19 protein-coding genes and 1 pseudogene are annotated in these 20,649 nt (G+C 63.3%); 8 read left to right on the forward strand and 12 right to left on the reverse strand.

Translation table 11 applies throughout. The features are described from left to right. Positions 1–2: 2 nt before the first annotated feature. From IHE30_RS08975 to IHE30_RS08995, 5 genes are all read right to left on the reverse strand, one after another. Positions 3–1,193 (reverse strand): glycosyltransferase family 9 protein, encoded by a 1,191-nt coding sequence (locus IHE30_RS08975; protein WP_337689971.1) that lies wholly within the window; start codon positions 1,191–1,193, stop codon positions 3–5. Beyond that, on the reverse strand, positions 1,190–1,807 hold the full coding sequence (locus tag IHE30_RS08980; RefSeq protein WP_337689972.1) for a D-glycero-alpha-D-manno-heptose-1,7-bisphosphate 7-phosphatase: 618 nt from the start codon (positions 1,805–1,807) through the stop codon (positions 1,190–1,192). The genes IHE30_RS08975 and IHE30_RS08980 overlap by 4 nt, the downstream gene beginning before the upstream one ends. After that, entirely contained in the window at positions 1,798–2,547 is a 750-nt protein-coding gene (locus IHE30_RS08985) for an SDR family oxidoreductase (RefSeq protein ID WP_337689975.1), read from the reverse strand. The genes IHE30_RS08980 and IHE30_RS08985 overlap by 10 nt, the downstream gene beginning before the upstream one ends. A gap of 226 nt (positions 2,548–2,773) precedes the next feature. Then, the gene (locus tag IHE30_RS08990) at positions 2,774–3,301 is read right to left on the reverse strand and encodes a hypothetical protein (RefSeq protein WP_337689976.1); all 528 of its coding nucleotides are present in this window, start codon (positions 3,299–3,301) and stop codon (positions 2,774–2,776) included. Beyond that, positions 3,243–5,987 carry an ABC transporter transmembrane domain-containing protein gene (locus tag IHE30_RS08995; protein WP_337689977.1) on the reverse strand — a complete coding sequence of 915 codons (2,745 nt, stop codon included), beginning with the start codon at positions 5,985–5,987 and terminating at the stop codon, positions 3,243–3,245. Before IHE30_RS08995 ends, IHE30_RS08990 begins: the two co-directional genes overlap by 59 nt. A 268-nt stretch (positions 5,988–6,255) precedes the next feature. Between IHE30_RS08995 and IHE30_RS09000 the strand changes: the two genes are divergently transcribed. Together IHE30_RS09000 and adhP are read left to right on the forward strand one after the other, a co-directional pair. Further along, positions 6,256–6,510 (forward strand): hypothetical protein, encoded by a 255-nt coding sequence (locus tag IHE30_RS09000; protein ID WP_337689978.1) that lies wholly within the window; start codon positions 6,256–6,258, stop codon positions 6,508–6,510. 74 nt (positions 6,511–6,584) lie between these two features. Continuing rightward, positions 6,585–7,610 carry an alcohol dehydrogenase AdhP gene (gene adhP / locus IHE30_RS09005; protein WP_337689979.1) on the forward strand — a complete coding sequence of 342 codons (1,026 nt, stop codon included), beginning with the start codon at positions 6,585–6,587 and terminating at the stop codon, positions 7,608–7,610. A 287-nt stretch (positions 7,611–7,897) separates the two neighbouring features. Here the strand turns inward: adhP and glmS are convergent, their stop codons facing one another. The 5 genes and pseudogenes from glmS to IHE30_RS09030 form a co-directional block, all read right to left on the reverse strand. After that, positions 7,898–9,715: a glutamine--fructose-6-phosphate transaminase (isomerizing) gene (glmS, locus tag IHE30_RS09010; RefSeq protein ID WP_337689981.1), complete on the reverse strand. Its 1,818-nt coding sequence runs from the start codon at positions 9,713–9,715 to the stop codon at positions 7,898–7,900. Between the two features lie 60 nt (positions 9,716–9,775). Beyond that, entirely contained in the window at positions 9,776–11,137 is a 1,362-nt protein-coding gene (gene glmU, locus IHE30_RS09015) for a bifunctional UDP-N-acetylglucosamine diphosphorylase/glucosamine-1-phosphate N-acetyltransferase GlmU (RefSeq protein WP_337689983.1), read from the reverse strand. A gap of 97 nt (positions 11,138–11,234) precedes the next feature. Further along, positions 11,235–12,146, reverse strand: a pseudogene (gene ttcA, locus IHE30_RS09020) (tRNA 2-thiocytidine(32) synthetase TtcA); the annotation flags it as partial. A 13-nt stretch (positions 12,147–12,159) separates the two neighbouring features. Further along, entirely contained in the window at positions 12,160–12,555 is a 396-nt protein-coding gene (locus tag IHE30_RS09025) for a dihydroneopterin aldolase (RefSeq protein WP_337689987.1), read from the reverse strand. 76 nt (positions 12,556–12,631) lie between these two features. Next, positions 12,632–13,465, reverse strand: coding sequence for an SDR family oxidoreductase (locus IHE30_RS09030; protein WP_337689989.1), 834 nt, complete (start codon positions 13,463–13,465; stop codon positions 12,632–12,634). Between the two features lie 13 nt (positions 13,466–13,478). On the opposite strand from IHE30_RS09030, the gene IHE30_RS09035 reads away from it, so the two are divergent. Together IHE30_RS09035 and IHE30_RS09040 are read left to right on the forward strand one after the other, a co-directional pair. Beyond that, a complete protein-coding gene (locus IHE30_RS09035) occupies positions 13,479–14,669 on the forward strand; it encodes a class I SAM-dependent methyltransferase (RefSeq protein ID WP_337689991.1) in 1,191 nt (396 codons plus the stop codon). Between the two features lie 20 nt (positions 14,670–14,689). Further along, positions 14,690–14,884, forward strand: coding sequence for a DUF2905 domain-containing protein (locus tag IHE30_RS09040; RefSeq protein ID WP_337689992.1), 195 nt, complete (start codon positions 14,690–14,692; stop codon positions 14,882–14,884). A gap of 29 nt (positions 14,885–14,913) precedes the next feature. Here IHE30_RS09040 and IHE30_RS09045 read toward each other — a convergent pair whose 3' ends face one another. Beyond that, positions 14,914–15,891 carry an AAA family ATPase gene (locus tag IHE30_RS09045; protein ID WP_337689994.1) on the reverse strand — a complete coding sequence of 326 codons (978 nt, stop codon included), beginning with the start codon at positions 15,889–15,891 and terminating at the stop codon, positions 14,914–14,916. 218 nt (positions 15,892–16,109) lie between these two features. Between IHE30_RS09045 and IHE30_RS09050 the strand changes: the two genes are divergently transcribed. Together IHE30_RS09050 and IHE30_RS09055 are read left to right on the forward strand one after the other, a co-directional pair. Further along, positions 16,110–16,613: a hypothetical protein gene (locus IHE30_RS09050; protein WP_337689996.1), complete on the forward strand. Its 504-nt coding sequence runs from the start codon at positions 16,110–16,112 to the stop codon at positions 16,611–16,613. 34 nt (positions 16,614–16,647) lie between these two features. Continuing rightward, positions 16,648–17,469: an endonuclease/exonuclease/phosphatase family protein gene (locus IHE30_RS09055; RefSeq protein WP_337690038.1), complete on the forward strand. Its 822-nt coding sequence runs from the start codon at positions 16,648–16,650 to the stop codon at positions 17,467–17,469. Between the two features lie 101 nt (positions 17,470–17,570). Here the strand turns inward: IHE30_RS09055 and IHE30_RS09060 are convergent, their stop codons facing one another. Continuing rightward, a complete protein-coding gene (locus IHE30_RS09060; RefSeq protein WP_337689998.1) occupies positions 17,571–18,572 on the reverse strand; it encodes an aminoglycoside N(3)-acetyltransferase in 1,002 nt (333 codons plus the stop codon). A 259-nt stretch (positions 18,573–18,831) separates the two neighbouring features. Here IHE30_RS09060 and IHE30_RS09065 point away from each other — a divergent pair, with 259 nt between their 5' ends. Together IHE30_RS09065 and IHE30_RS09070 are read left to right on the forward strand one after the other, a co-directional pair. Then, on the forward strand, positions 18,832–19,359 hold the full coding sequence (locus tag IHE30_RS09065; RefSeq protein WP_337689999.1) for a phospholipase D-like domain-containing protein: 528 nt from the start codon (positions 18,832–18,834) through the stop codon (positions 19,357–19,359). A 432-nt stretch (positions 19,360–19,791) separates the two neighbouring features. Next, positions 19,792–20,562, forward strand: a complete 771-nt coding sequence (locus IHE30_RS09070) for a ferredoxin--NADP reductase (RefSeq protein ID WP_337690002.1) — start codon at positions 19,792–19,794, stop codon at positions 20,560–20,562. Positions 20,563–20,649: the final 87 nt, after the last annotated feature.

Here is a 20,649-nt window from a genome sequence, read left to right on the forward strand (position 1 = left end):
AGTCAGGCTCTCGCTATCGCGGTTGCGATTGGAAACACGTTGGCAGCGCACGGGCTACCCGGCTGCCAACGGCGTGTAGCCCAGCGCTCGGCCTGGGCAGCATCGTGTCCGTCCAGTAAGCTACGCGCCGCCGCGACGACCTCATCGACCCCTACGCCAGTCAGGCACGGGTGTCCTGGTACGCTGCACTCGCTGCGATAGCAATATTTGCACGGAACATCGACGGACAATACGCGGTGCGGCACACGCCATGGCGTATGTTGCGGGTTGGTCAACGCATAGAGATCGACGACTGGCGTACTGACTGCCGCGGCAAGATGCGCCGGCCCACTGTTGTTGGTGACCAACAAGTCGGCCGCGCCGACTAGCGCGCCCATCTCACCCAGCGTCAACTGGCCGGCCAGCGGCACCGCGCGCTTGCCGGCACGCGCACATACCGCGTCGACCAACGCGGATTCCGCCGCGCTGCCGGTCACCGCAACCGCGTCGAACTGCGGTGCGAGTTGCGCGGCCACTTCGCCGAAGCGCTCTGCAGGCCATCGTCGCGACGGCGCGCTGGCTCCGGGGTGAACCACCAGCCAGCGTCCGTGGCCGGGCTGCGCGAACGGCGCGCCTTGCCGGCGCCAGGTGGCCTGCAGCCGACGCTGCAATGACCGTTGGTCTTGTTCACTGTAGGCAAATTCCATTTGCCAATTGGTTGTCGTCGCACCGATTGAGCGGACCAGTTCAAGTTGCCGGGCCACTTCGTGGCGAACGCGCTGGTGCGGCTCGGTTTCCGCAACGCGGTCAGTCAACAAGCGGTACGGATTCTCGCGGCAGTGCGCCAGGCGCAGCGGAATACCCGCCAGCCAGCACATCATCGCGGCCGGCAACGGGCTTTGGCTGTAGACCGTAAAGATAACCGCGGCATCAAACCGGCCGGCTGCCAGTTGCTCGATCATCGCTAAGTCCGGCGCTGCGTCCGGCGACGCGTTCGGGTGCTTGACCCACGGTGCATCGTATCCCCACACCTGATCGACCATCGGCAGGTGTCCATCCAGCGCGGCGCCGACGCTAGAGGTGAGCAGCGTCAGATGGCGACGGCCGTCATCGCCCTTCAACGCGCGCAGCGCAGGCGTGGTCATCAGCACGTCGCCCATGTTGTCGAGCCGGATACACAGGATGCGTCGCGCGTTGTTCCAGCCTGTGCTCATGTTGCCGCCTCCTGTCCGATTCTCTTAGCGGGCGTGCCGTTGCACTGTGCGGCGATGATGTGGGCCGCGGCGTCGAGCTGCTCGACCACAAAGTCCGGCTCACGCTGCGGGCTGCGCCGCCATTCAGTTTCGTTGCCGCAATCGACCAGGATCGTGCGGCAACCTGCGCCACGACCGGCTTCAATATCATCGAGGATGTCCCCCACCATCCAACTGTGCTGCGGCGTGGCGCCCAGGAACGCGAGGGCCTGCGTCAGCAACGCCGAACGCGGCTTGCGGCAATCGCATTCGATCGCGTAGTGCGCCACCGCTCCGCTCGGATGGTGCGGACAATAAAAGAACCCAGCGAGCACTGCACCGTGCTCGCGGAACAGCGCGCAAAGCCGCTCATGCACGGCGCACAGCGCCGCCTCGGGAAAACAGCCAAGCGCCACGCCGGGCTGGTTCGACACCACTGCGACAGGCATGCCCAGTGCGCCAAGCCGGCGTAGGGCTTGTGCGGCGCCCGGCGCCAGCACCATGCGCGCCGGGTCGACGTTGTAGGGCACATCCTTTAGCAGTGTGCCGTCCTTGTCCAACAGCACCGCGCCGCGGCCGGCTCCTGTTACGGCCATGACGTTTCCTTCATGGGCAGCACCATGACTTCAGGGATCACCGTGCCGGGCGGCTGCGTCAACACGAACCGTACCGCCGCGGCCACGTTTTGGGGTGGCTGCAGCGTGTCAACGTCGATATCGGGGAATCGGTCCAGCAAGAACGGTGTGCGCATGCCGCCGGCCACAATGGACGACACGCGGACCCCGGCTGGACGCAACTCCGCATGCATCGCATGCGAGAAGCCCAGCAGCCCCCATTTTGTCGCATGGTACGCGGAGGCGTTCGGCCATGCGCGCTTTGAAGCGGTCGATGCGATGTTGACGATATGGCCGTCGCCGCGTGATTTCATCCTCGGCACGACCGCCCGGCATATGAGATAGGGGCCGAACAAGTTCGTCATTAGCACGCGCTGCCAGGCGGCGACGTCAACTTCCTCGATTGCGGCCGTCACATCGATCGCCGCGTTGTTCACGACCACATCGAGCTCGCCCACCGACTCGTGTATCGCCTGCATAGCCTGTTGCACCGAGGCCTCGTCGCTGACGTCAATTCGCTGCGACACGGCTTTGACGCCGTGCCGGCCCAACTCGGCCGCGGTGTCCCGCGCCTGCTCCTCATGAAGATCGGCCACGACGATGTTCATGCCGGCGCGTGCCAACTCGTTGCATATCGCCGCACCGAGGCCACGGGCGCCTCCGGTGATGAGCGCTGTCTTGCCAGTAAGAATCGGGTTCGATAGGTCTGCAGTCTGTGCCACGTTCGCTCCTTCAGTGAGTCAGACGTTTGTCGAGACAAACGTTCTGGCTCCTATTGAGCGAATGGCGTGCCCGCCCTGAGCCGATGCACTCGCAGACGAGCAAGCTCATGCAGCCGCCATTCCGACCAGACCGCCGCCCCGACCCGATACCCATTTTTATAATGGCATTGGCAAAAACGCCCGGGTTTGGTGCGACGGGGTGGGTGGCGCGGACCCGCGGTGGGGATCACAGTGCCAGCGTGCTCGCCGCCGCTTCAGCGCGGTGCCGTGCGATAGCGCGCAGGCAATGCGCGACACATCCGGCCAGCGCCTCGTCAAACCACGGTTGGGCGCCCGAGATGCCCACCACAATGCCGTGTTGAGCCACGCTGCCCCACAGGTTCGTGTCACCGCGGCGCAAGCGGTGTGGCTGGCTGGACTGGACAAGCCGGCTGTCCATACCATGCTCCCACGACAGCCGCGCCTTGGCTCGCGCATACGCTCGGTAGTCGGCGTCCCACTGCGCCGGATCCGGCATCGAATGCTCGTACAGGATCGCGTCCTCGAAGTTCGCGTCGCCAGGACCGAGCGCCGGATCCATCACGACGATATGCAAACACCCGCTTTGGCCGACGACTGTGTTGTGCAGCGCCGCCGACAGCGTCGGCAGCAACATCTCAATCGCGGCGCTGGCCGCACTGCGGTCGGCATACAGACTACCGGCGCGGCGCGGGGCGGATAGGTTCTCTGGCGTGCTGGGAGTGGTCAAGCTCATAAGTCTCTCCTAAATGAGTGGCTAATGCTCTGAGTGCGGCAATCAAATCGACCGCCTTGACCGGCTTGGTCAGATAGCCGCGAAAACCGGCCTCGACGGCACGCGCCCGTTCATACTCGCTTGCATAGCCGGACAGCGCGATTGCCTCGATCCGATGCCTGGCGCCGTCCGGGCGTGCCGCCTCGAGCTGCCTGACGCGGGCCATCATCGAATATCCGTTTTCCTCGCCCAGGTCGATGTCGCAGACCATCACGGCCGGCCAGTCGTCGCGCCGCGTGTGTCCGAGGTAGTCCAGCAGCGCCTGGCCGGATCCGAACGCCGTGACGTGCGCCCCGGCACGGGTGAGCAACGCGGACAGTGCGTCGCGTGCCTCCTCATGATCATCCACACAGGCCACGCGTACGCCGTCCAGTTGCGCGGAGCCGAGCGCCTGCAAGGGTTGCGGCGCGAGGCCGTCAGCGGCAGGCAACTCCGCGACGGCCCGCAGCGGCAACGTGATATGGATCGTGGATCCGGCATCGTCGCGGCTGCGCAAGATATACCCATGCTGCTCCTCGAGCACGGCCTGAAGTGACTCCAGATCCAACCATGACAACTCCGGCGTCTCAAGATCCGGCGTGCAGATCGACACGCGTGCATCATTGTCGTGGCGGGCCACGCTCACCTCGATGCGGCTGCCTGCCCCGCCCGCTTCAATGCCGGTGCGGCACAACTGCCAGATGAAGCGCCGCAGTGTTGCCGCGTCGCCAGTGACAATCAGGTTGTCGTCGGTGATGCGCTTGAACAGGCTTGCCTGATGGCGTACCGCCACCTCCTGCAACGCGTCCAGCACGTTGTCGACCAACGCACCGACGTTGATCGGCAACAGCGCAAAGCGCTGTTCGGTGCGCTCCAACTCGCGCTGCTGCGCTTGCAACGCCCACATCTGCGCATAGACTCCGCCCTTCTCCAGCAGGCTGGCATGGGTCCCCTGCTCAACCAGTCGTCCGTGTTCCATGACCAGAATGCGATCGGCATCGACCACAGTCGAGAGCCGGTGCGCGATGATCAGGCTCGTGCGGTGCTCGGCCACGCGCATCAGTTCCTGCTGAATCGCCCGCTCCGAACGGGTATCGAGCGCCGACGTTGCTTCGTCGAATACCACGATCGGCGGCTGCTTGAGCAGCGCACGTGCAATAGCCACGCGTTGGCGCTCGCCGCCGGACAAGCGCACGCCTCGCTCGCCGACCCGCGTGTCGTAGGCGTCTGGCAGTCGCTCGATAAATTCGCCCAATTGCGCGGCCCGCGCGGCGGCGATAATGTCGGCCTTTGTCGCGTCTTCGCGACCGTAGCCGATGTTGTACGCGATCGTATCGTTGAACAGAATCGTGTCCTGCGGCACGATGCCCAAGGCCGCCCGCAGGCTGCGCTGCGTGACCAGCCGCAGGTCCTGCCCGTCGATCGTGATCGAGCCTGCATCGGGCTGATACAGGCGGAATAGCAACCGGGCCAACGTTGACTTGCCCGAGCCGCTGCCCCCCACGACGGCCACCGTCTGGCCCGGCTCAATCCGGAACGAGACATCCCACAGGATCCTGCGACCGGGCTCGTAGCTGAAGTCGACATGCTCGAAGTGGATCTCGCCACCGCGCACCACGAGCGGCTGCGCCGCCGCCGCATCCCCGTCCTCGCCTGCCTTGTCATGCGCATCCAGCAGCGCAAACAACCGCTCCACGTTGGTCAACGCGTCATTGGCCTCGCGGAACACAAAGCCCAACGTGTTCAGCGGCAGGCTGACCTGGATGATGTAAGCGTTGATTAGCACCAGGTCGCCGACTGTCATTGCGCCGCTTACCACGTGCTGGCCGGCCAGCAACATCACCGCCGCGATGCCCGCACCGATACACACGCTCTGCCCGATATGCAGCGTGGACAGCGCATATTGGTTCTCGATACCCGCCTCTTGCCACTGCTGCATCACCTGGTCGAGCCGCTTGCGCTCAAAATCCTCGCGCGCAAAGTACTTGACCGTGTCGTAGTTCAGCAGGCTGTCGACGATACGGCTATTGGCCTGGGCTTCTAACGCGTTCATGCGGCGCTGCACCCGCATGCGGCGCTGCGTGAACACCACCGTATAGCTGGCGTAGACAGCGAATGCCGCGAAAATGATCAGCGTGAAGCTGCCGCCATACTTGCTGATCACGATGGCGAGCACTGACGCGATTTCTATGAACGTTGGCACGATCGTAAAGACCGCAACACCCAGCAGGTAGCCGATGCCGGCGGTACCCTTCTCCAGGTCGCGTACCACCGAGCCGGTCTCACGCTGCGAGTGAAAGCGCGCGCCCAGCTGATGCAGGTGACCAAACGTGCGCGCGGTATAGTCGGCCACGGTGCGCTGCGTGACCTGCACAAACGTCATGTCGCGCACCTCGCTCAACGCATTCGACGCAAAGCGCACCACGGCATAGCCGAACAGCAGCAGGATAGGTATCGCGGCCGGCCGGCTCGTGACGTTGCCCAGCGCATCGACGATATCCTTGAGCAGCAGCGGAACCGCCACCGCAGCCGCCTTGGCTAGCAGCAGCAATGATACGGCGGCCAGCACCCGCCCCCTGTGACGCCAAATAGCGTGCCACAGGTCGGTGGCGATCCGGGCGCGCAACCTGCTGATGCGGGCCGCGCTAGCAAAAGTGGACGACGTCATGGAAGCTGGTTCGGTTTGGCGCGTTACGGCGCCCTTGCAATTTTCGTACCACCGGGGGCTTGGCTGCCCATGTGTCGAGGACTTTGTGCCGTGGCGCAACGGCTGTGCTGGTGCCCGAGTAATGACAAGCACCTTAATAATGACAAGCCAAGCCCTTTAATCATGACTGGCAGATCGTTGCAATTTGTGCGACATACCCCGAACAGCGTACCAAAGCAAGCACGAGACCGCGATCTCCATCGGCCGATTTGGCAGTAGACTTATTGATATGGACGAATGCCGTTACTGCGGAAAAATTCGCGATGAATGGGATTGCCACGGCCCACAGTGCCGACGGGCCATTGCCAAGGCCCTGCGCCGCCAACGCGCCGGGTTGCCAATGGTGCCCAATACAATCCGCAATGAAATCCCGGCCGGTGCGACGGCGCAGCAAGTCATCGCGGTATTGTCCCGGCAGCGGTTACGAGCACGGCGCGGCAACGAGGCGCGGCGCGAACGCAAGGAAATTGACGAGCCGTCATAGCAATGATGTGCCGCGGGCGCCGCAACGCTGGCCTGGGCGAGCAATACTAACGGAACGTCTTTCAAGGAGTATTCATGAAGCAATCGATGAAGGCTGCGGTCGTGCATGCGTTTGGCGAGCCATTGTGGATTGAAGAAGTCGCGGTGCCGACGCCGGGTCCCGACCAGATACTGGTCAATATCAAAGCCTCTGGAGTCTGCCACACCGACCTGCATGCGGCAGACGGCGACTGGCCGGTCAAGCCCACGCTGCCATTTATCCCGGGCCACGAGGGCGTCGGCTATGTCGCCGCAGTCGGAGAAGGGGTCAAGGTCGTCAAGGAAGGCGACCGTGTTGGCGTACCGTGGCTCTACACTGCATGCGGACACTGCGAATACTGCCTCGGCGGCTGGGAAACGCTATGTCACGGGCAGCAAAATACGGGTTATTCGGTCAATGGCGGCTATGCTGAATATATGTTGGCCGACCCAAATTATGTTGGTCGGCTCCCGGACCAAGTCGCTTTTGATGAGATCGCGCCCATTCTGTGTGCTGGCGTCACCGTCTACAAGGGCATACGGGTCACCGACACGCGTCCAGGCCAATGGCTGGCAATATCAGGCATCGGCGGATTAGGACATGTCGCTGTGCAATATGCGAACGCGATGGGCCTGCATGTTGTCGCGGTTGATGTTGTGCCGGACAAACTGGAGCTGGCAAAACGGCTCGGCGCCAAAGTCGTCGTGAACGCGTCAGCCACCGATCCGGCAGCGTTCATTCAGAAGAAAATCGGTGGCGTCCACGGCGTGCTGGTCACTGCGGTGTCACGCAGTGCGTTTGCCCAGGCGCTCGGCATGGTGCGACGCGGTGGCACCATATCACTTAATGGTCTGCCGCCGGGCGACTTTCCGCTGCCGATTTTTTCAACGGTGCTCAATGGCATCACCGTACGCGGCTCGATCGTCGGTACTCGGCGCGACCTGCATGAAGCGCTCGATTTCGCGGCGCAGGGGCTGGTGCGCGCACACATCCACCACGAACGACTGGAAAACATCAATTCGGTGTTCTGCAAGCTGCGCAAAGGTAAGATCGACGGACGTATCGTGCTGACGCTCGATTAACCGTGCTCAATGGGCCGGCCGGCTTTGGCGGGCCAACTGCCGCGTGGTCACGACCGGCGTTGAGCCGCATTTCAACGCGACGGCGCATCAACGCACACCGATAGCGGGGCAGGGACCGTCAGGCCGGCATCACATTTCGCACACCTGCGTGGACAACACCCCTGCCGCCCGACGTTGCGCGCTATCCCCCGTTTTTTAGCCATGGGTCAGCCTGCGCCATGCCGCGCAGCGGCGACCGATCTGGCTCGTGCGGCACGCGCCGCGCCGGCACCGTTACCCTCCCCTTCTCACTCCACCGTCACCGACTTGGCCAGATTTCGCGGCTTGTCCACGTCAGTGCCGCGCGCGCAGGCAGTGTGATATGCGAGCAATTGCAACGGCACTACATGCAGGATCGGTGACAGCAACCCATAATGCTCGGGCATCCGGATCACATGCAGGCCTTCGTCGTTGACGATTCGCGTATCCGCGTCAGCAAACACATACAGCTGGCCGCCTCGTGCGCGTACTTCCTGGATATTAGACTTTAGTTTTTCCAGCAGCGCATCGTTCGGCGCGACGGTGACCACCGGCATCGCTTCGGTCACTAGCGCGAGCGGCCCATGCTTGAGCTCGCCCGCCGGATACGCCTCGGCGTGGATATAAGAAATTTCCTTCAGCTTCAACGCACCTTCAAGTGCAATCGGATAATGCATGCCCCTGCCGAGGAACAGCGCGTTTTCCTTGCGCGAAAATTCCTCTGCCCACGCGATGATTTGCGGCTCGAGCGCGAGCACGCTATTGAGCGCCGCCGGCAGGTGCCGCAACTGCTTGAGGTAATGCGCCTGAAGGCTCGCGTCAACATGCCCGCGCAGCCGTCCCAGCGTTACCGCGAGCACGAACAGGGCGACAAGCTGCGTGGTGAACGCCTTGGTTGACGCCACACCGATTTCGGTGCCTGCGTGCGTCAGCAAGCGCAGCGCAGTGAGCCGTACCATCGCGCTGCTCGCCACGTTGCAAATCGCCAGCGTATGCGAGTGTCCGAGCGCCTGCGCATGCTTGAGCGCGGCAAGCGTGTCCGCGGTCTCGCCGGACTGGGAGATCACCACGACCAGTGACCGAGGGTTCGGCACGGAGTCACGATAGCGATACTCGCTTGCGATCTCGACTTGCGTGGGGATTTTCGCAATCGATTCAAGCCAGTACTTTGCCGTCAAGCCGGAGTAGTAGCTGGTACCGCACGCAAGGATCAGCAGGCTGTCGATCCCGTTAAACACGTCGCCGGCGCCATTGCCGAATAGCTCGGGATCGAATGCGTCGGTCTGCGCAATCGTGTCGGAGATCGCCCGCGGCTGCTCAAAAATCTCCTTTTGCATGAAGTGCCGGTACGGCCCAAGCTCCACTGCGCCGCCATACGCGTTGACGGTGCGTACCTCCCGCTGCACGAGGCCACCGTCGCGGTCCGCGATCCGCACGCCGTCCAGCGTCAATTCGACCACGTCGCCTTCCTCAAGAAAAATGAAGCGGTCGGTGCTGCCCGCCAGCGCGAGCGCATCCGAGGCCAGGAAGTTTTCCTGTTGGCCCAGCCCGACCACCAGCGGCGAGCCAGCGCGCGCGCCGCATACCCGATGCGGCTGGTCCTTCGAGAACACGGCGATCGCGTAGGCGCCATGCAACTGCTTCACCGCTTCGCGCACGGCGGCGAACAAGTCACCGCGATAAAGGCTGTAGATGAGGTGGGCGATGACTTCGGTGTCGGTCTGCGTCACGAACTCGTAGCCTTTCGCGCGCAAGCCTTCACGCAGGGCTTCATAGTTTTCGATGATGCCGTTGTGAACCAGCGCAATCGTGTCGTGCGAGAAGATCGGATGCGCATTGTGCGTGACCGGTGCCCCATGCGTCGCCCAGCGCGTATGCGCGATGCCGGTTTCGCCGGCCAATTGCGTGTCGCGGATCTGCTGGTCAAGGTCCGCCACGCGCGATACGCTGCGAGCGCGCCGGGCGGCGCCATCGACAATGGCGGCTACACCACACGAGTCGTAGCCGCGGTATTCGAGACGTCGCAGCCCCTCGACGAGGATCGGGACGATGTTACGTTGCGCTACCGCGCCGACAATGCCGCACATGATGTTTGTCCGTGGAAAATGGAGGGTGAGCGTCGGGCCGCCTCATCGGGCGCCGTGCATTCAGGCCTTTTTCTTGGTCGGTCGCGTGTACCCTGGCTTTGCAACCTGCGTTTTATCGTTCAACACCAGTGCCCCGGCGGGCACGTCGCGCCAAACGGTGGTACCCGCTGCGATTGTCGAGCCCGAACCCACGACGACTGGTGCGACAAGCTGCGTATCGGAGCCCACGAATACGTCATCGCCGATCATGGTGCGATGCTTGTTCGCACCGTCATAGTTGCAGGTGATCGTTCCGGCGCCGATATTGACACGCGCCCCAACGTCGGCGTCGCCAATATAGCTCAAATGGTTGGCCTTCGCGCCCTGCCCGAGCACCGCGTTCTTGACCTCGACGAAGTTGCCCACATGTGCGTCGCTAAACAGCATGGTCCCGGGACGCAGCCGCGCATACGGGCCGAGCACGACGTTCTCGCCCACGCGCGCGCCGTCAACATGCGTGAACGCGTCCACGCGCGTGCCCGCGGCGATCGTCGCCTCGCGGATCACGCAGTTCGGCCCGATGCTGACGTGGTCACCGAGCACGACGTGTCCTTCGAACACGCAGTTGACGTCGATCGACACCTCGGCGCCGCACTCCAGCGTGCCGCGCACGTCGATGCGCGACGGATCGGTCAACGTGACGCCAGCGTCCAGTAGTCGCAGTGCCTCGTTGCGCTGGTAGAGGCGCTCCAGGTCAGCCAATTGACGCTTGCTGTTTACGCCGAGCGTCTCCCATACGTCGTCCGGCTGCACACCGACGACCTCGACACCGTCTTCGATCGCGCGCTCGACAACGTCGGTCAGGTAGAACTCGCGCTGCGCGTTGTCGTTTGTCAACGAGCTTAGCCATGCATCGAGCCGCCCGCTCGGCGAGATGACGATGCCAGTGTTGACCTCGCGGATTTCCCGTTGCCCCGAGTCGGCATCCTTTTGCTCGATGATCCGTATGATGCGTCCGGCGCCATCCCGCACGATGCGACCATAACCGTGCGGGTCGTCCAGCGTGACGGTCAGCACCCCATAGCGGCCGTTGGCTGCCGCGTCGGCCAGGCGCCGCAGCGTCGAGGCACGCGTGAGCGGCACATCGCCATACAGCACCAGTGTGGGCAGTGCTGGATCGATGAACGGCAGCGCCTGTTGAACCGCGTGACCGGTACCCCGTTGCTCGACCTGCAATGCAAACTGGATATCGGGCGCGGCGACAGCCTCGCGCACGGCCTGGGCGCCATGCCCGACCACCACGACGAGCCGGCTCGGCGCCAGCGCGCGCGCTGTGTCAATGACATGGGACAGCAATGGCCGGCCAGCCAGTGAATGCAGCACCTTCGGCCGTGCGGAATGCATGCGCTTACCCATGCCGGCTGCAAGAATGACGATATTCACGGCGTCAACGTCCAACGAGTCTTGAAGGGCCGATTTTAGCATTGGGCTGACTGCATTCCGTCGTGCAACCCACAGATGGCGCACCGGCGTCGCGGCTTTACAGTGCGTCGAATGGCACGATCGGCACGGTGCCGCTATCGGGCGTGGCACAGGGTTCGTCGTCGAATGCGATGTCGCCGTGCGGATTGGCCACGCCCGTCGCGCGCAGCCCGGCGAACGGAAACAGCCGATGATCCATCAAGTGCGACGGCACGACGTCGGCCAACGCACTGAACATGTTGTCCACCCGTCCGGGAAAGCGCTTGTCCCATTCCTGCAGCAACGCCTTCATCTCGGCGCGCTTCAGGTTCGGCTGGCTGCCGCACAGATTGCAAGGGATGATCGGAAATTCACGCAATTGCGCATAGTTTTCCAGATCATTTTCCTTCACATAGGCGAGCGGCCGAATCACGATGTGCTTGCCATCGTCGGACTGCAGCTTCGGCGGCATGCCCTTGAGCTTGCCACCGTAGAACATGTTGAGCAGCACGGTCTGCAGGATGTCGTCGCGGTGGTGGCCAAGCGCGATCTTGGTCGCGCCCAACTCACCCGCGACGCGGTATAGGATGCCGCGCCGCAGCCGCGAGCACAGCGAGCACGTCGTCTTACCCTCAGGCACGAGGCGCTTGACAATGCTGTACGTGTCCTGATTCTCGATATGAAACGGCACGCCGCGTGCCGCGAGATACTCGGGCAGCACATGCGCGGGAAACCCGGGCTGCTTCTGATCGAGATTGACCGCGATAATGTCAAAATCGATCGGCGCGCGCTCGCGCAGCCGCAGCAGGAGGTCCAGTAGCGCATAGCTGTCCTTGCCGCCGGACACGCAGACCATCACCTTGTCGCCGGCCTCGATCATGTTGTAGTCAGCAATGGCCTGGCCGGCCTGCCGGGCCAGCCGCTTGAACAGCTTGTTGTTTTCGTAGGCCTGTTTTTGCTCGCGACGGGTCAAGGCCCGCACGCCAGTCTCGAGTGCATGCATGTCAGGCTTCCTTGATACGGATGACTTCGACGCCCACCGACTCGCAGTCGGAGTAGACGTCCGGCTTCTCGGTCGAGACGCGCACCGCCCGCACTTTCGGATGCGCCAGCATTGCGGCGGCAACGTCATCGCAAAACGTTTCTTGCAAATGGACGTGTCCGCGCGAGACCCGTTGGGCAATGGTCGAGCGCATGAAATCGTAGTCAACGACTTCGACCAGCTTATCGGCGCGCGGCGTCGATTCGGCCAGCGGCACGAACAGGTCGATGTTGACGATGACGCGCTGCTCGGCGCGTTTCTCGAAATCATGCACGCCAATGTTGATGTAAATCTCGTAGTTGCGCAGGAACAGGCGTCGACAGTCTGCGAGGCTCGGGTGCGAAAGGGCGGAGAGCATGGACGATCCAGTCAAAAGTAGGGGCGGTGGCCGCGCGGCACGGACCGGCCCGGCAGTAGGCACGCACGCATCGCGCTCACGCACCCGTCATAAACATCACGTCGCGCGGCGACGGCACGAGGTGCTGGCCGCCATCGACCAGCAGCGTCGCACCCGTCACACCGCGCGCGTCGGCCAGGTAGCACACCGCATCGACCACGTCGGCCGGCGTCGATGCGCGTCCAAGCGGTGTGCGCCGGTGCGCATCGACAAAACTTTCATCGGTCTGGCTACCGGAGCGCAGCGTGAGTCCGGGCGCGACGGCCACGATCCGCAGCTTCGGCGCGAGCGCCTGGGCCAGCGCCACGGTGGCCGCCTGCAGCGCGGCTTTCGTCAACGTATACGACAAATAGTCCGGATTCATGTTGTACAGCTTCTGGTCGAGCACGTTGATGACCGAGCCGCGCAACGTCTCGTCGTCGCGCGCCGCCTCCGGTATCGATTCGTGCAGTGCCCGCGCGAGCGCCAGCGGCGCACCGACATTGATCGCCGTCATGTTCAGCAATTTGCCGTATCCGAACGTGGCTGCCGTATCCTCGTCAAACAGCGACGCGTTGTTCACCACGCATTCGATGCGCCCGAGCGCGGCGATGCTATCCGGCACCAGGCGCCGCACCTGTGCCTCATCGGCCAGATCGGCGCGCAACGCGACAGCACGCCGGCCCAGCGCCTGGATGTCGGCGACCAGCGACTGCGCGTCGGCCTCAGACATATGGTAGTGGAGCGCAATGTCCCAGCCTCGCGCGGCCATGCCGAGCGCCAGCGCACGGCCGATGCGCCGTGCCGCGCCGGTTACCAGTGCGGCACGGCGCGCGGGCGGCGCGCAAGAGGGGGAAGCCGGATACTGACCGGCGCACGACGGGTCGCTCATTTACAATGCGGGAATGAAGCCGAATACGACGCAGCCCGATAGTTTACCTGTTCCTGGCGATACCGCGCGCTCCTACTCGCGCGCGTTAGTGCAGCACATCGCTGGACAAATCGCCGCTTCCGAAGGCTGGTTGCCATTCGATCGGTATATGGAACTCGCACTCTATACGCCGGGCCTGGGCTACTACAGCGGCGGCTCGGTCAAGTTCGGCCGCGGCCCCGACGACGGTAGCGACTTCATCACGGCGCCGGAACTCTCGCCGCTGTTTGCGCAGACGTTCGCCAAGCCGGTGGCCGACGTGCTCGGCGCCACCGGCACGCGTCATGTCGTCGAATTCGGGGCGGGAACCGGTAAGTTCGCCGCCGGCCTGCTGCGCACGTTGCAGGCGCGCGGTGTCGGGTGCGTACGCTACACGATCGTGGAATTGTCCGGCGAGTTGCGCGCGCGTCAGCGCGAGTGCATTGTGGAAACGGCACCGCAGTTCGCCTCCTGCGTCGAATGGATCGATGCACTGCCCGAGCGCGTGGATGGCGTGATCATCGGTAACGAGGTGCTGGACGCCATGCCGGTGCGGCTGTTCGCGCGGCAGGATGGCCGTTGGCATGAACGCGGCGTCGCCGTGGCGGATGCGAGTCGCTTCGTGTTCGCCGATCGGCCACTGGCTGCCGCCGCTGTGCCGGCCACACTGGCGTGTGTCCCTGGCCAGCACGACTATGTGACTGAGACACACGAAGCGGCAGCCGCGTTCGTGCACACCGTGTGCTCGGCGCTCGGCCGCGGCGCGGCGCTGTTCGTCGACTATGGTTTCCCGGCCGCCGAGTATTACCATCCGCAGCGCACGGAGGGCACGCTGATGTGCCACTACCGGCACCGCGCACACGGCGACCCGTTCCTCTACCCCGGCTTGCAGGACATCACCGCACATGTGCAGTTCAGTGCCATCGCGCAGGCCGCCCGCGACGCGGGCGCGCATTTGCTCGGATATACGTCGCAAGCGCGCTTTTTGATGAACGCGGGCATGATGGACTTGCTTGCGCAACTGGACCCAGCCGACCCAGTCCGCTTCCTGCCTGTGGCCAATGCGGTACAGAAGCTGCTGTCCGAGGCGGAGATGGGCGAACTGTTCAAAGTGATCGCGTTTGGCCGCGGCTTGGATGCCGCACTAGACGCGTTTGAGCGCGGCGACCGCTCTCACATGCTGTAACCCCTGAGGCTGGCCTGTCCATGTTCCGCTGGCTGCTTACCACCTTCATTGCAACCGCGATCCTCAGCGCGAGTTGGCCCTGGCTCGCCCGCTTGGGCATCGGTCGCTTGCCCGGGGACCTCACGCTCAGCTGGCGCGGCCGCCGCCTGCCGTTGCCATTTATGTCGACGTTGCTGTTGACGCTGCTGGGCTCGCTGATCGTGCGGCTGCTATAGCCGCCGCGCGGCGCGCGGCCTGGGCGGCGTCAGAAACCGATCGAGCGTCTGCGTGCGTGGCGATCGAGTACCACGTCGTGTGCGCTCACCGCATCGCGTCCCGCCAGCCGCGCATTGCCGAAGCCGTGTACGATGGCGCGCCGCATCGCGCGCGGCGACAAGGTGGACAGCACATCCAACGGCGCCTCTTCGAGCGCTGGCGGAAAGCGCGCCCCCCATGCGTGCGATTCGCGGATCTCCGAGTAGATCGACTGGGCAATACGGCGCGCGCCATCGCGATCCGGCGCCGGAATCTCGTAGACGTTCATCCGGTTGAGGATCGGCTCCGGGATGCGGTGCACGTCGTTGGCCGTCGCCACCCAAAGAACACTGGATGCATCGATGGGCACTTCGGCAAACTCGTCGATGAACGACTGCGCGGTGTCGCGCTCGAGCAGCGCATACAGCGCGCCGAGCGGATCGTACTGCGCATCGCCGCCGGCCTTGTCGATTTCGTCGACCAGCACCAGCGGGTTCGCATAAGCGCCGTTGACCAGCGCATCGAAAATCTTGCCTGGCTTGGCGTTCTTCCACTGCGACGACGCCCCGGACAGGATCCAGCCCGCCGTGAGCGAGCTCATCGCGACATAGTGATAGCCGGTGCCGACCAGATGCGCGAGTTGCCGAGCAAAATGCGTCTTGCCGATGCCGGGTTCACCCAGCAGGAGCATCGGCATCAGTTCGAGTCTGTCGTCGGTTTCGGCCACCAGCGCGATCTGTTTGCGCACGTCTTCCAGCGGCTCACTAAAATTCGGGGACTCGTCGACGAGCGCGTCGATTGATGGCAACCGGTTAGGCTTGACGCAAAAGCGCAATGCGCCGACCTTCAGCATTTTCTCGTAGGTGCTTCGCAACGCCTCGTTAGCGCCATCGGACAAGTCATGCAAGGCTGTCTCGACCTGACTTAAGTCATAGATCGGCTTGAATGCCGCCACTGCGATTTCCTGCTTGACCATTGCGGTAGTCATATTCACCTCCACTGCTGCCACGCCGCCCTGTGCGGCGCCAATTTAGTGTATCGGCGTCAATATGTTGTGCAAGCTAGCAGTCGCGCGGCGTTGCTGCCAACGCCGCGTGGTGCCCGCGCGCACGGCCAAACCCCGCTATCATGACTGTTTCGCGCATGCAGAACTCGGGCGCCGTGCGGGGCATGAACCCATCGCGGCGATCCCGGTCGGAATCCCTTATGACAAGCCTGTTGAACGCTCTTCGAACACTTGCCACAGGCGTGCTGCTGGCCTCGGCCGCCGCTGTGGCATGCGCGCAGGATGACCCGCCGAAGGTACGCTGGGATGTCGAAGTCGTGCAGGATGGACGCAGCGTCGACCATTTTGGCGCAACCACCACGGTCGGCCAAGCGAAGTCGGAGACGCACAAGCGCAGCGTCGTGCATGAGATCGGCTGCCAGAGCCAACCGGTGGCCCGCATTGAGTTGTCGCGCACGCTGACCGTGTCGCCGACCCGCGTCGAGGGCGGCCAGGCGGTCCTGTCGCTGGACGTGCAAGAGATCTTCGAGGAGACGCGTGCCGCGCAGCGCGCCGAGGGTTGCGCGCTGCCACCGCAGCCGCGCCGAGTCACCGCTGTCCATCCCGGCCTGGTCGTGCCGGCCGGGCAAACGGTAGCGTGGAAGCTAGTGGAGCACGGCCCGCAACTTGTCTATCGCGTGCAGGCGAGCATCGTGGACCAGTGAGCGGGTGATGAACTCGCATGAAAAGGGTCGACTGATGCGACACGACGATACCTTGCCCAGCGTGCCGCGCACCGGCGACAAGGAATTCATTGCCGTCAGTTGGAATCTGCACAAGGGCCGCTCGCCGCTCGGCCTGCAAGCATGGCAGTCAATGCAACGCTGGATGCAGGCAACGCCGGCCGACGTGTACTTCCTGCAAGAGGCCATGGCGCGCCGGATGCCGGCGCCCGTGCTGGCCAGCAATGGCTTCGGCGAGCCGCTGCAGGGCGCGCTCACTGACGTATGGCAATGCCAGGCTACCGAAATAGCGCAAGCATTGCGCTTGCAACTGGCGCTCGGGCCAAACGTGTTCAAGCCATCGTGGCGACACGGCAATGCGATCCTGTCGCCGCATCCGCTCGACCTGGGCGGGCGCTGGGACATTTCTGCGCACCGCTTCGAAAAGCGCGGCTTGCTGGTGGCGCGCGCCACGCTTTACAATACGCCGGTCACGCTGCTGTGTGCCCATCTGGCGCTCACCCGCCAGTCGCGATTGCGCCAGATGAACTGGATCGCGCATTGGATTGCCCGTGAGGCGGCAACCGGCCCGTTGGTGCTCGCCGGCGATTTCAACGACTGGAAGAATGACTCGGAGCCGTTGTTCGCCGAGATCGGCTTACGTGAGGTAGCCTCGACGCTGGGTGAGGCCGGCAAGACGTTTCCCGCATTCTCGCCCGCGCTGGCGCTGGATAAGATGTTTGTGCGGGGCGTCACGCCAGTGCAATGGCTCGAGCCCGCGCCCCGCACCGCGTGGCTATCGGACCACTTGCCGTACATGGCGCGGCTGCGGCTGGACTACCTCGAGGCAGCCGGGTAGCGGATGATGCCAGCGCGTCGGCGTTGACCCGCGAAAGCCTATGTGCACACGTCACGCATCAGCCGGTCAATGGTGGCGGCGCCCGAGTCCACCGTGGTCGATCAGCCAGGAGGAAGTTGGCCTCTCCAAGTGTGGAGCGCAAAGTCGACCGCCTCACGACTAGAGAAGAGCATGCTGCGTGCATTCCCCACGCTGAACGTCTTGACTGCCCCGCTGTCTTTCATCGCCTGGCCCACCGGCAGAAAGTGCTCGGAGTCAAGAAGCGCAGGAGCTTCGTAGACTGCCCACCGCCTGACGCCGTTCTCGAAGATCGGCGAGCCTTCCCGCATTTTTGGTCTGTTCGGCCACGCCCGCTGCTCCGCTAGGTGGAGCATCGTGCAAACGTCGAAGTCTACGCCCAGCAGAAGAACACAGGCGTCTGCGTCGTAGAGCTTGGCCAAGGGTGACCTTTCACCCAGCGGGCTCTCGAGTGCATGGTCGGCGGTGATCTGATCGGCTCGCGGCCCGATTGCAGCAAACGAACAGGTGGGGTGCAAGCTGCGGCGGGCGCCGGGCCAAGTACGAAATAGCTCAGCCACGGCGCCCATATTGCGCGTCGGCGTTGTCGCCGGATCGTACGCCGGCATTTCCTCGCGCAGGGTCTCGACCCAGCTGGATGGCACAGGCGGCGCTTCCCATTCTGCGGGATCGGTCAAATGGGGCGTGTGCGTTGGCATGACCAGCGTCCCGTTAGTTCCGATGCAGTCCAGCAGCGCCTGAATGACGGCCACGGCCCCGCCTGCGACCCACCCCAGCGAGCTTAGGGACGCGTGCACGAGAATTGTGCTACCTGCCGTCACGCCACCTTCCGCAAGTTGCCGGGCGAGGCTCGATCGGGTTCGCGGTGCAGGAGTTTTTAAAATGAGGTTATGTTCGGTCATCACCGCATTCGTCAATCGAGATGCGTCCGGGAGCACAGGCTGTTGGCTAAGGGATTCATGCGCGTTTGGCCTGGACTGCGCACGGGCTTGAGACATCAGCGCGCCCAACGGCAGCGCGAGTGCGCCCTTGAAGACGGATGACGTGAACGCGCGGCGGCAACTGCGAAAGAAAGGTCGTTTCATGCTCAGCTCCTGTGTGGTTGACCGTCCAACAGCACGACAATCTTATCGTGTCGCGATATCTTGACACCCAACATCGCGCCTTGACACCTAATATCGCGCGAGCCGTGGCAAGACTTGTTTTGACTCATGCCAGCGCCTGGGGCCGTGCCCGCTCCACTACACCATTGACGTCCGGGACCCCGCTTGGGCATCGCGCCGACTCAGACTGTTTTCGCAAAAACGATATATGCCGACCGATATCCGGCTAAAATCGCCGTCCATGAAAAAGTTGTTTTATACCTTCGTGGTGCTCGTGTGCGCCACATCGTTTGTTGATGCAGCGCCGGTGCGTATTGACAAGGCGACTGTTGACACGTATTTCTCGCCCAACGGCGGGGCCGGCGAAGCGGTCGCAGCGCTGATCAGCGGCGCAAAACGCCGCGTATGGCTAGCCGGCTATGCATTCACGTCGCCCGAGATTGCCAAGGCGCTGCGCAATGCACGGGTGCGTGGCGTGCAAGTGCGAGTGGTGCTGGACAAATCTAACGAAACCGGAAAATACAGCGGGGCGACATACCTGTCTAATGCCGGCATCGACGTGCGAATCGACTCCCAGTATCCGATCATGCATCACAAGTTCATCGTCGTGGATGACCTGGTTGCATTCGGCTCGATGAACTTCACGCGAGCAGGGGACCGCAAGAACGCCGAAAATTTTAACGTGTTCCGTGGCGCGCCCGCCCTAGCCAGCGCCTATGCGGCCGAGTTCGATCGGCTGTACGCGGAATCCAAGCCGTATCGGCGTTAAGCGGTGCAGCCGCGTGGTTGCTATGGTGACGGGGACCCATCGCACGGCGTGCGTCACCGCCGCTAGCGCCGCACTAAGCTGAGCCCGTTGCCAACGACGAGCAGGCTTGCACCGACATCGGCAAATCCCGCCCTCCATATCGTACCGCAGCCGGCCACTGTGCGTGCCAGAAAGGCAACCTGGAGCGCAAGTGCCACAGCGATGTTCTACGTAAGAACGCAACGCGCGCTGAGCGGTTGCCCGATAACCATTCGATACGGCACACTGTCTCACTACCCGGTGCCGCGTGCCGATCGTGACGCCTGTCGACGCGCCGTTGTCCGAATATCGAATAAATTTGCCGCAACGCGGTAAAATAGTCGCTTATTCAATATTTTTAGCCGGACCGTCGCGCGTGCCGGGCCCGACGGCCATCGATCCGATCGAGACACCATGAGCAACCTGACTCAACAAACCGTTCTCAGCGTGCACCACTGGACTGACACGCTGTTCAGCTTCACTTGCACGCGCGACCCGGGCTTTCGGTTCGATAATGGTCAGTTCACGATGGTCGGTCTGGAGGTGGATGGCAAACCGCTGCTACGCGCGTACAGCCTGGCGAGCGCGAACTACGAGGAAAACCTCGAGTTCTTGAGCATCAAGGTGCAGGACGGCCCGCTCACGTCGCGGCTGCAGCACTTGAAGGCGGGCGACCAGGTCTACATCGGCAAGAAACCGACCGGCACGCTGGTAGTCGATAATCTGTTGCCCGGCAAGACGCTGTGGCTGCTATCCACCGGCACCGGCCTAGCTCCGTTCATGTCGGTCATTAAGGACCCGGACGTCTACGATCGCTACGAGAAGATCGTACTCACGCATACCTGCCGTTTCATCGACGAACTTGCGTATAAGGAGTACATCACTGAGCACTTGCCGCAGCACGAGCACATTGGTGAGTTGATCCGCGACAAACTGGTATATTTTCCGACTGTGACGCGCGAGCCGTTCCAGAATCGCGGCCGCATCACGGCGCTAATTGAAACGGGCGAATTGTTCGAGCGGCTCGGCGTACCGGCATTCTCGGCCAACAACGACCGCATCATGCTGTGTGGCAGCCCGCACATGCTGCGCGACACACGGCAACTGCTCGATGGCATGGGCTTCACCGAAGGCAGCAATTCGGCGCCGGGCCACTATGTGGTCGAGAAAGCTTTTGTCGGCTGACCTACCAGCCTGCGGCGGATCGTCGCCATCCTCACCCACTCCATTGAAGCCATCACCGGAACGGCTTTGCCATTCCGGTTTTTTTGT

The sequence above is a fragment of the Mycetohabitans sp. B46 genome, assembly GCF_037389205.1.
Classification (GTDB): domain Bacteria; phylum Pseudomonadota; class Gammaproteobacteria; order Burkholderiales; family Burkholderiaceae; genus Mycetohabitans.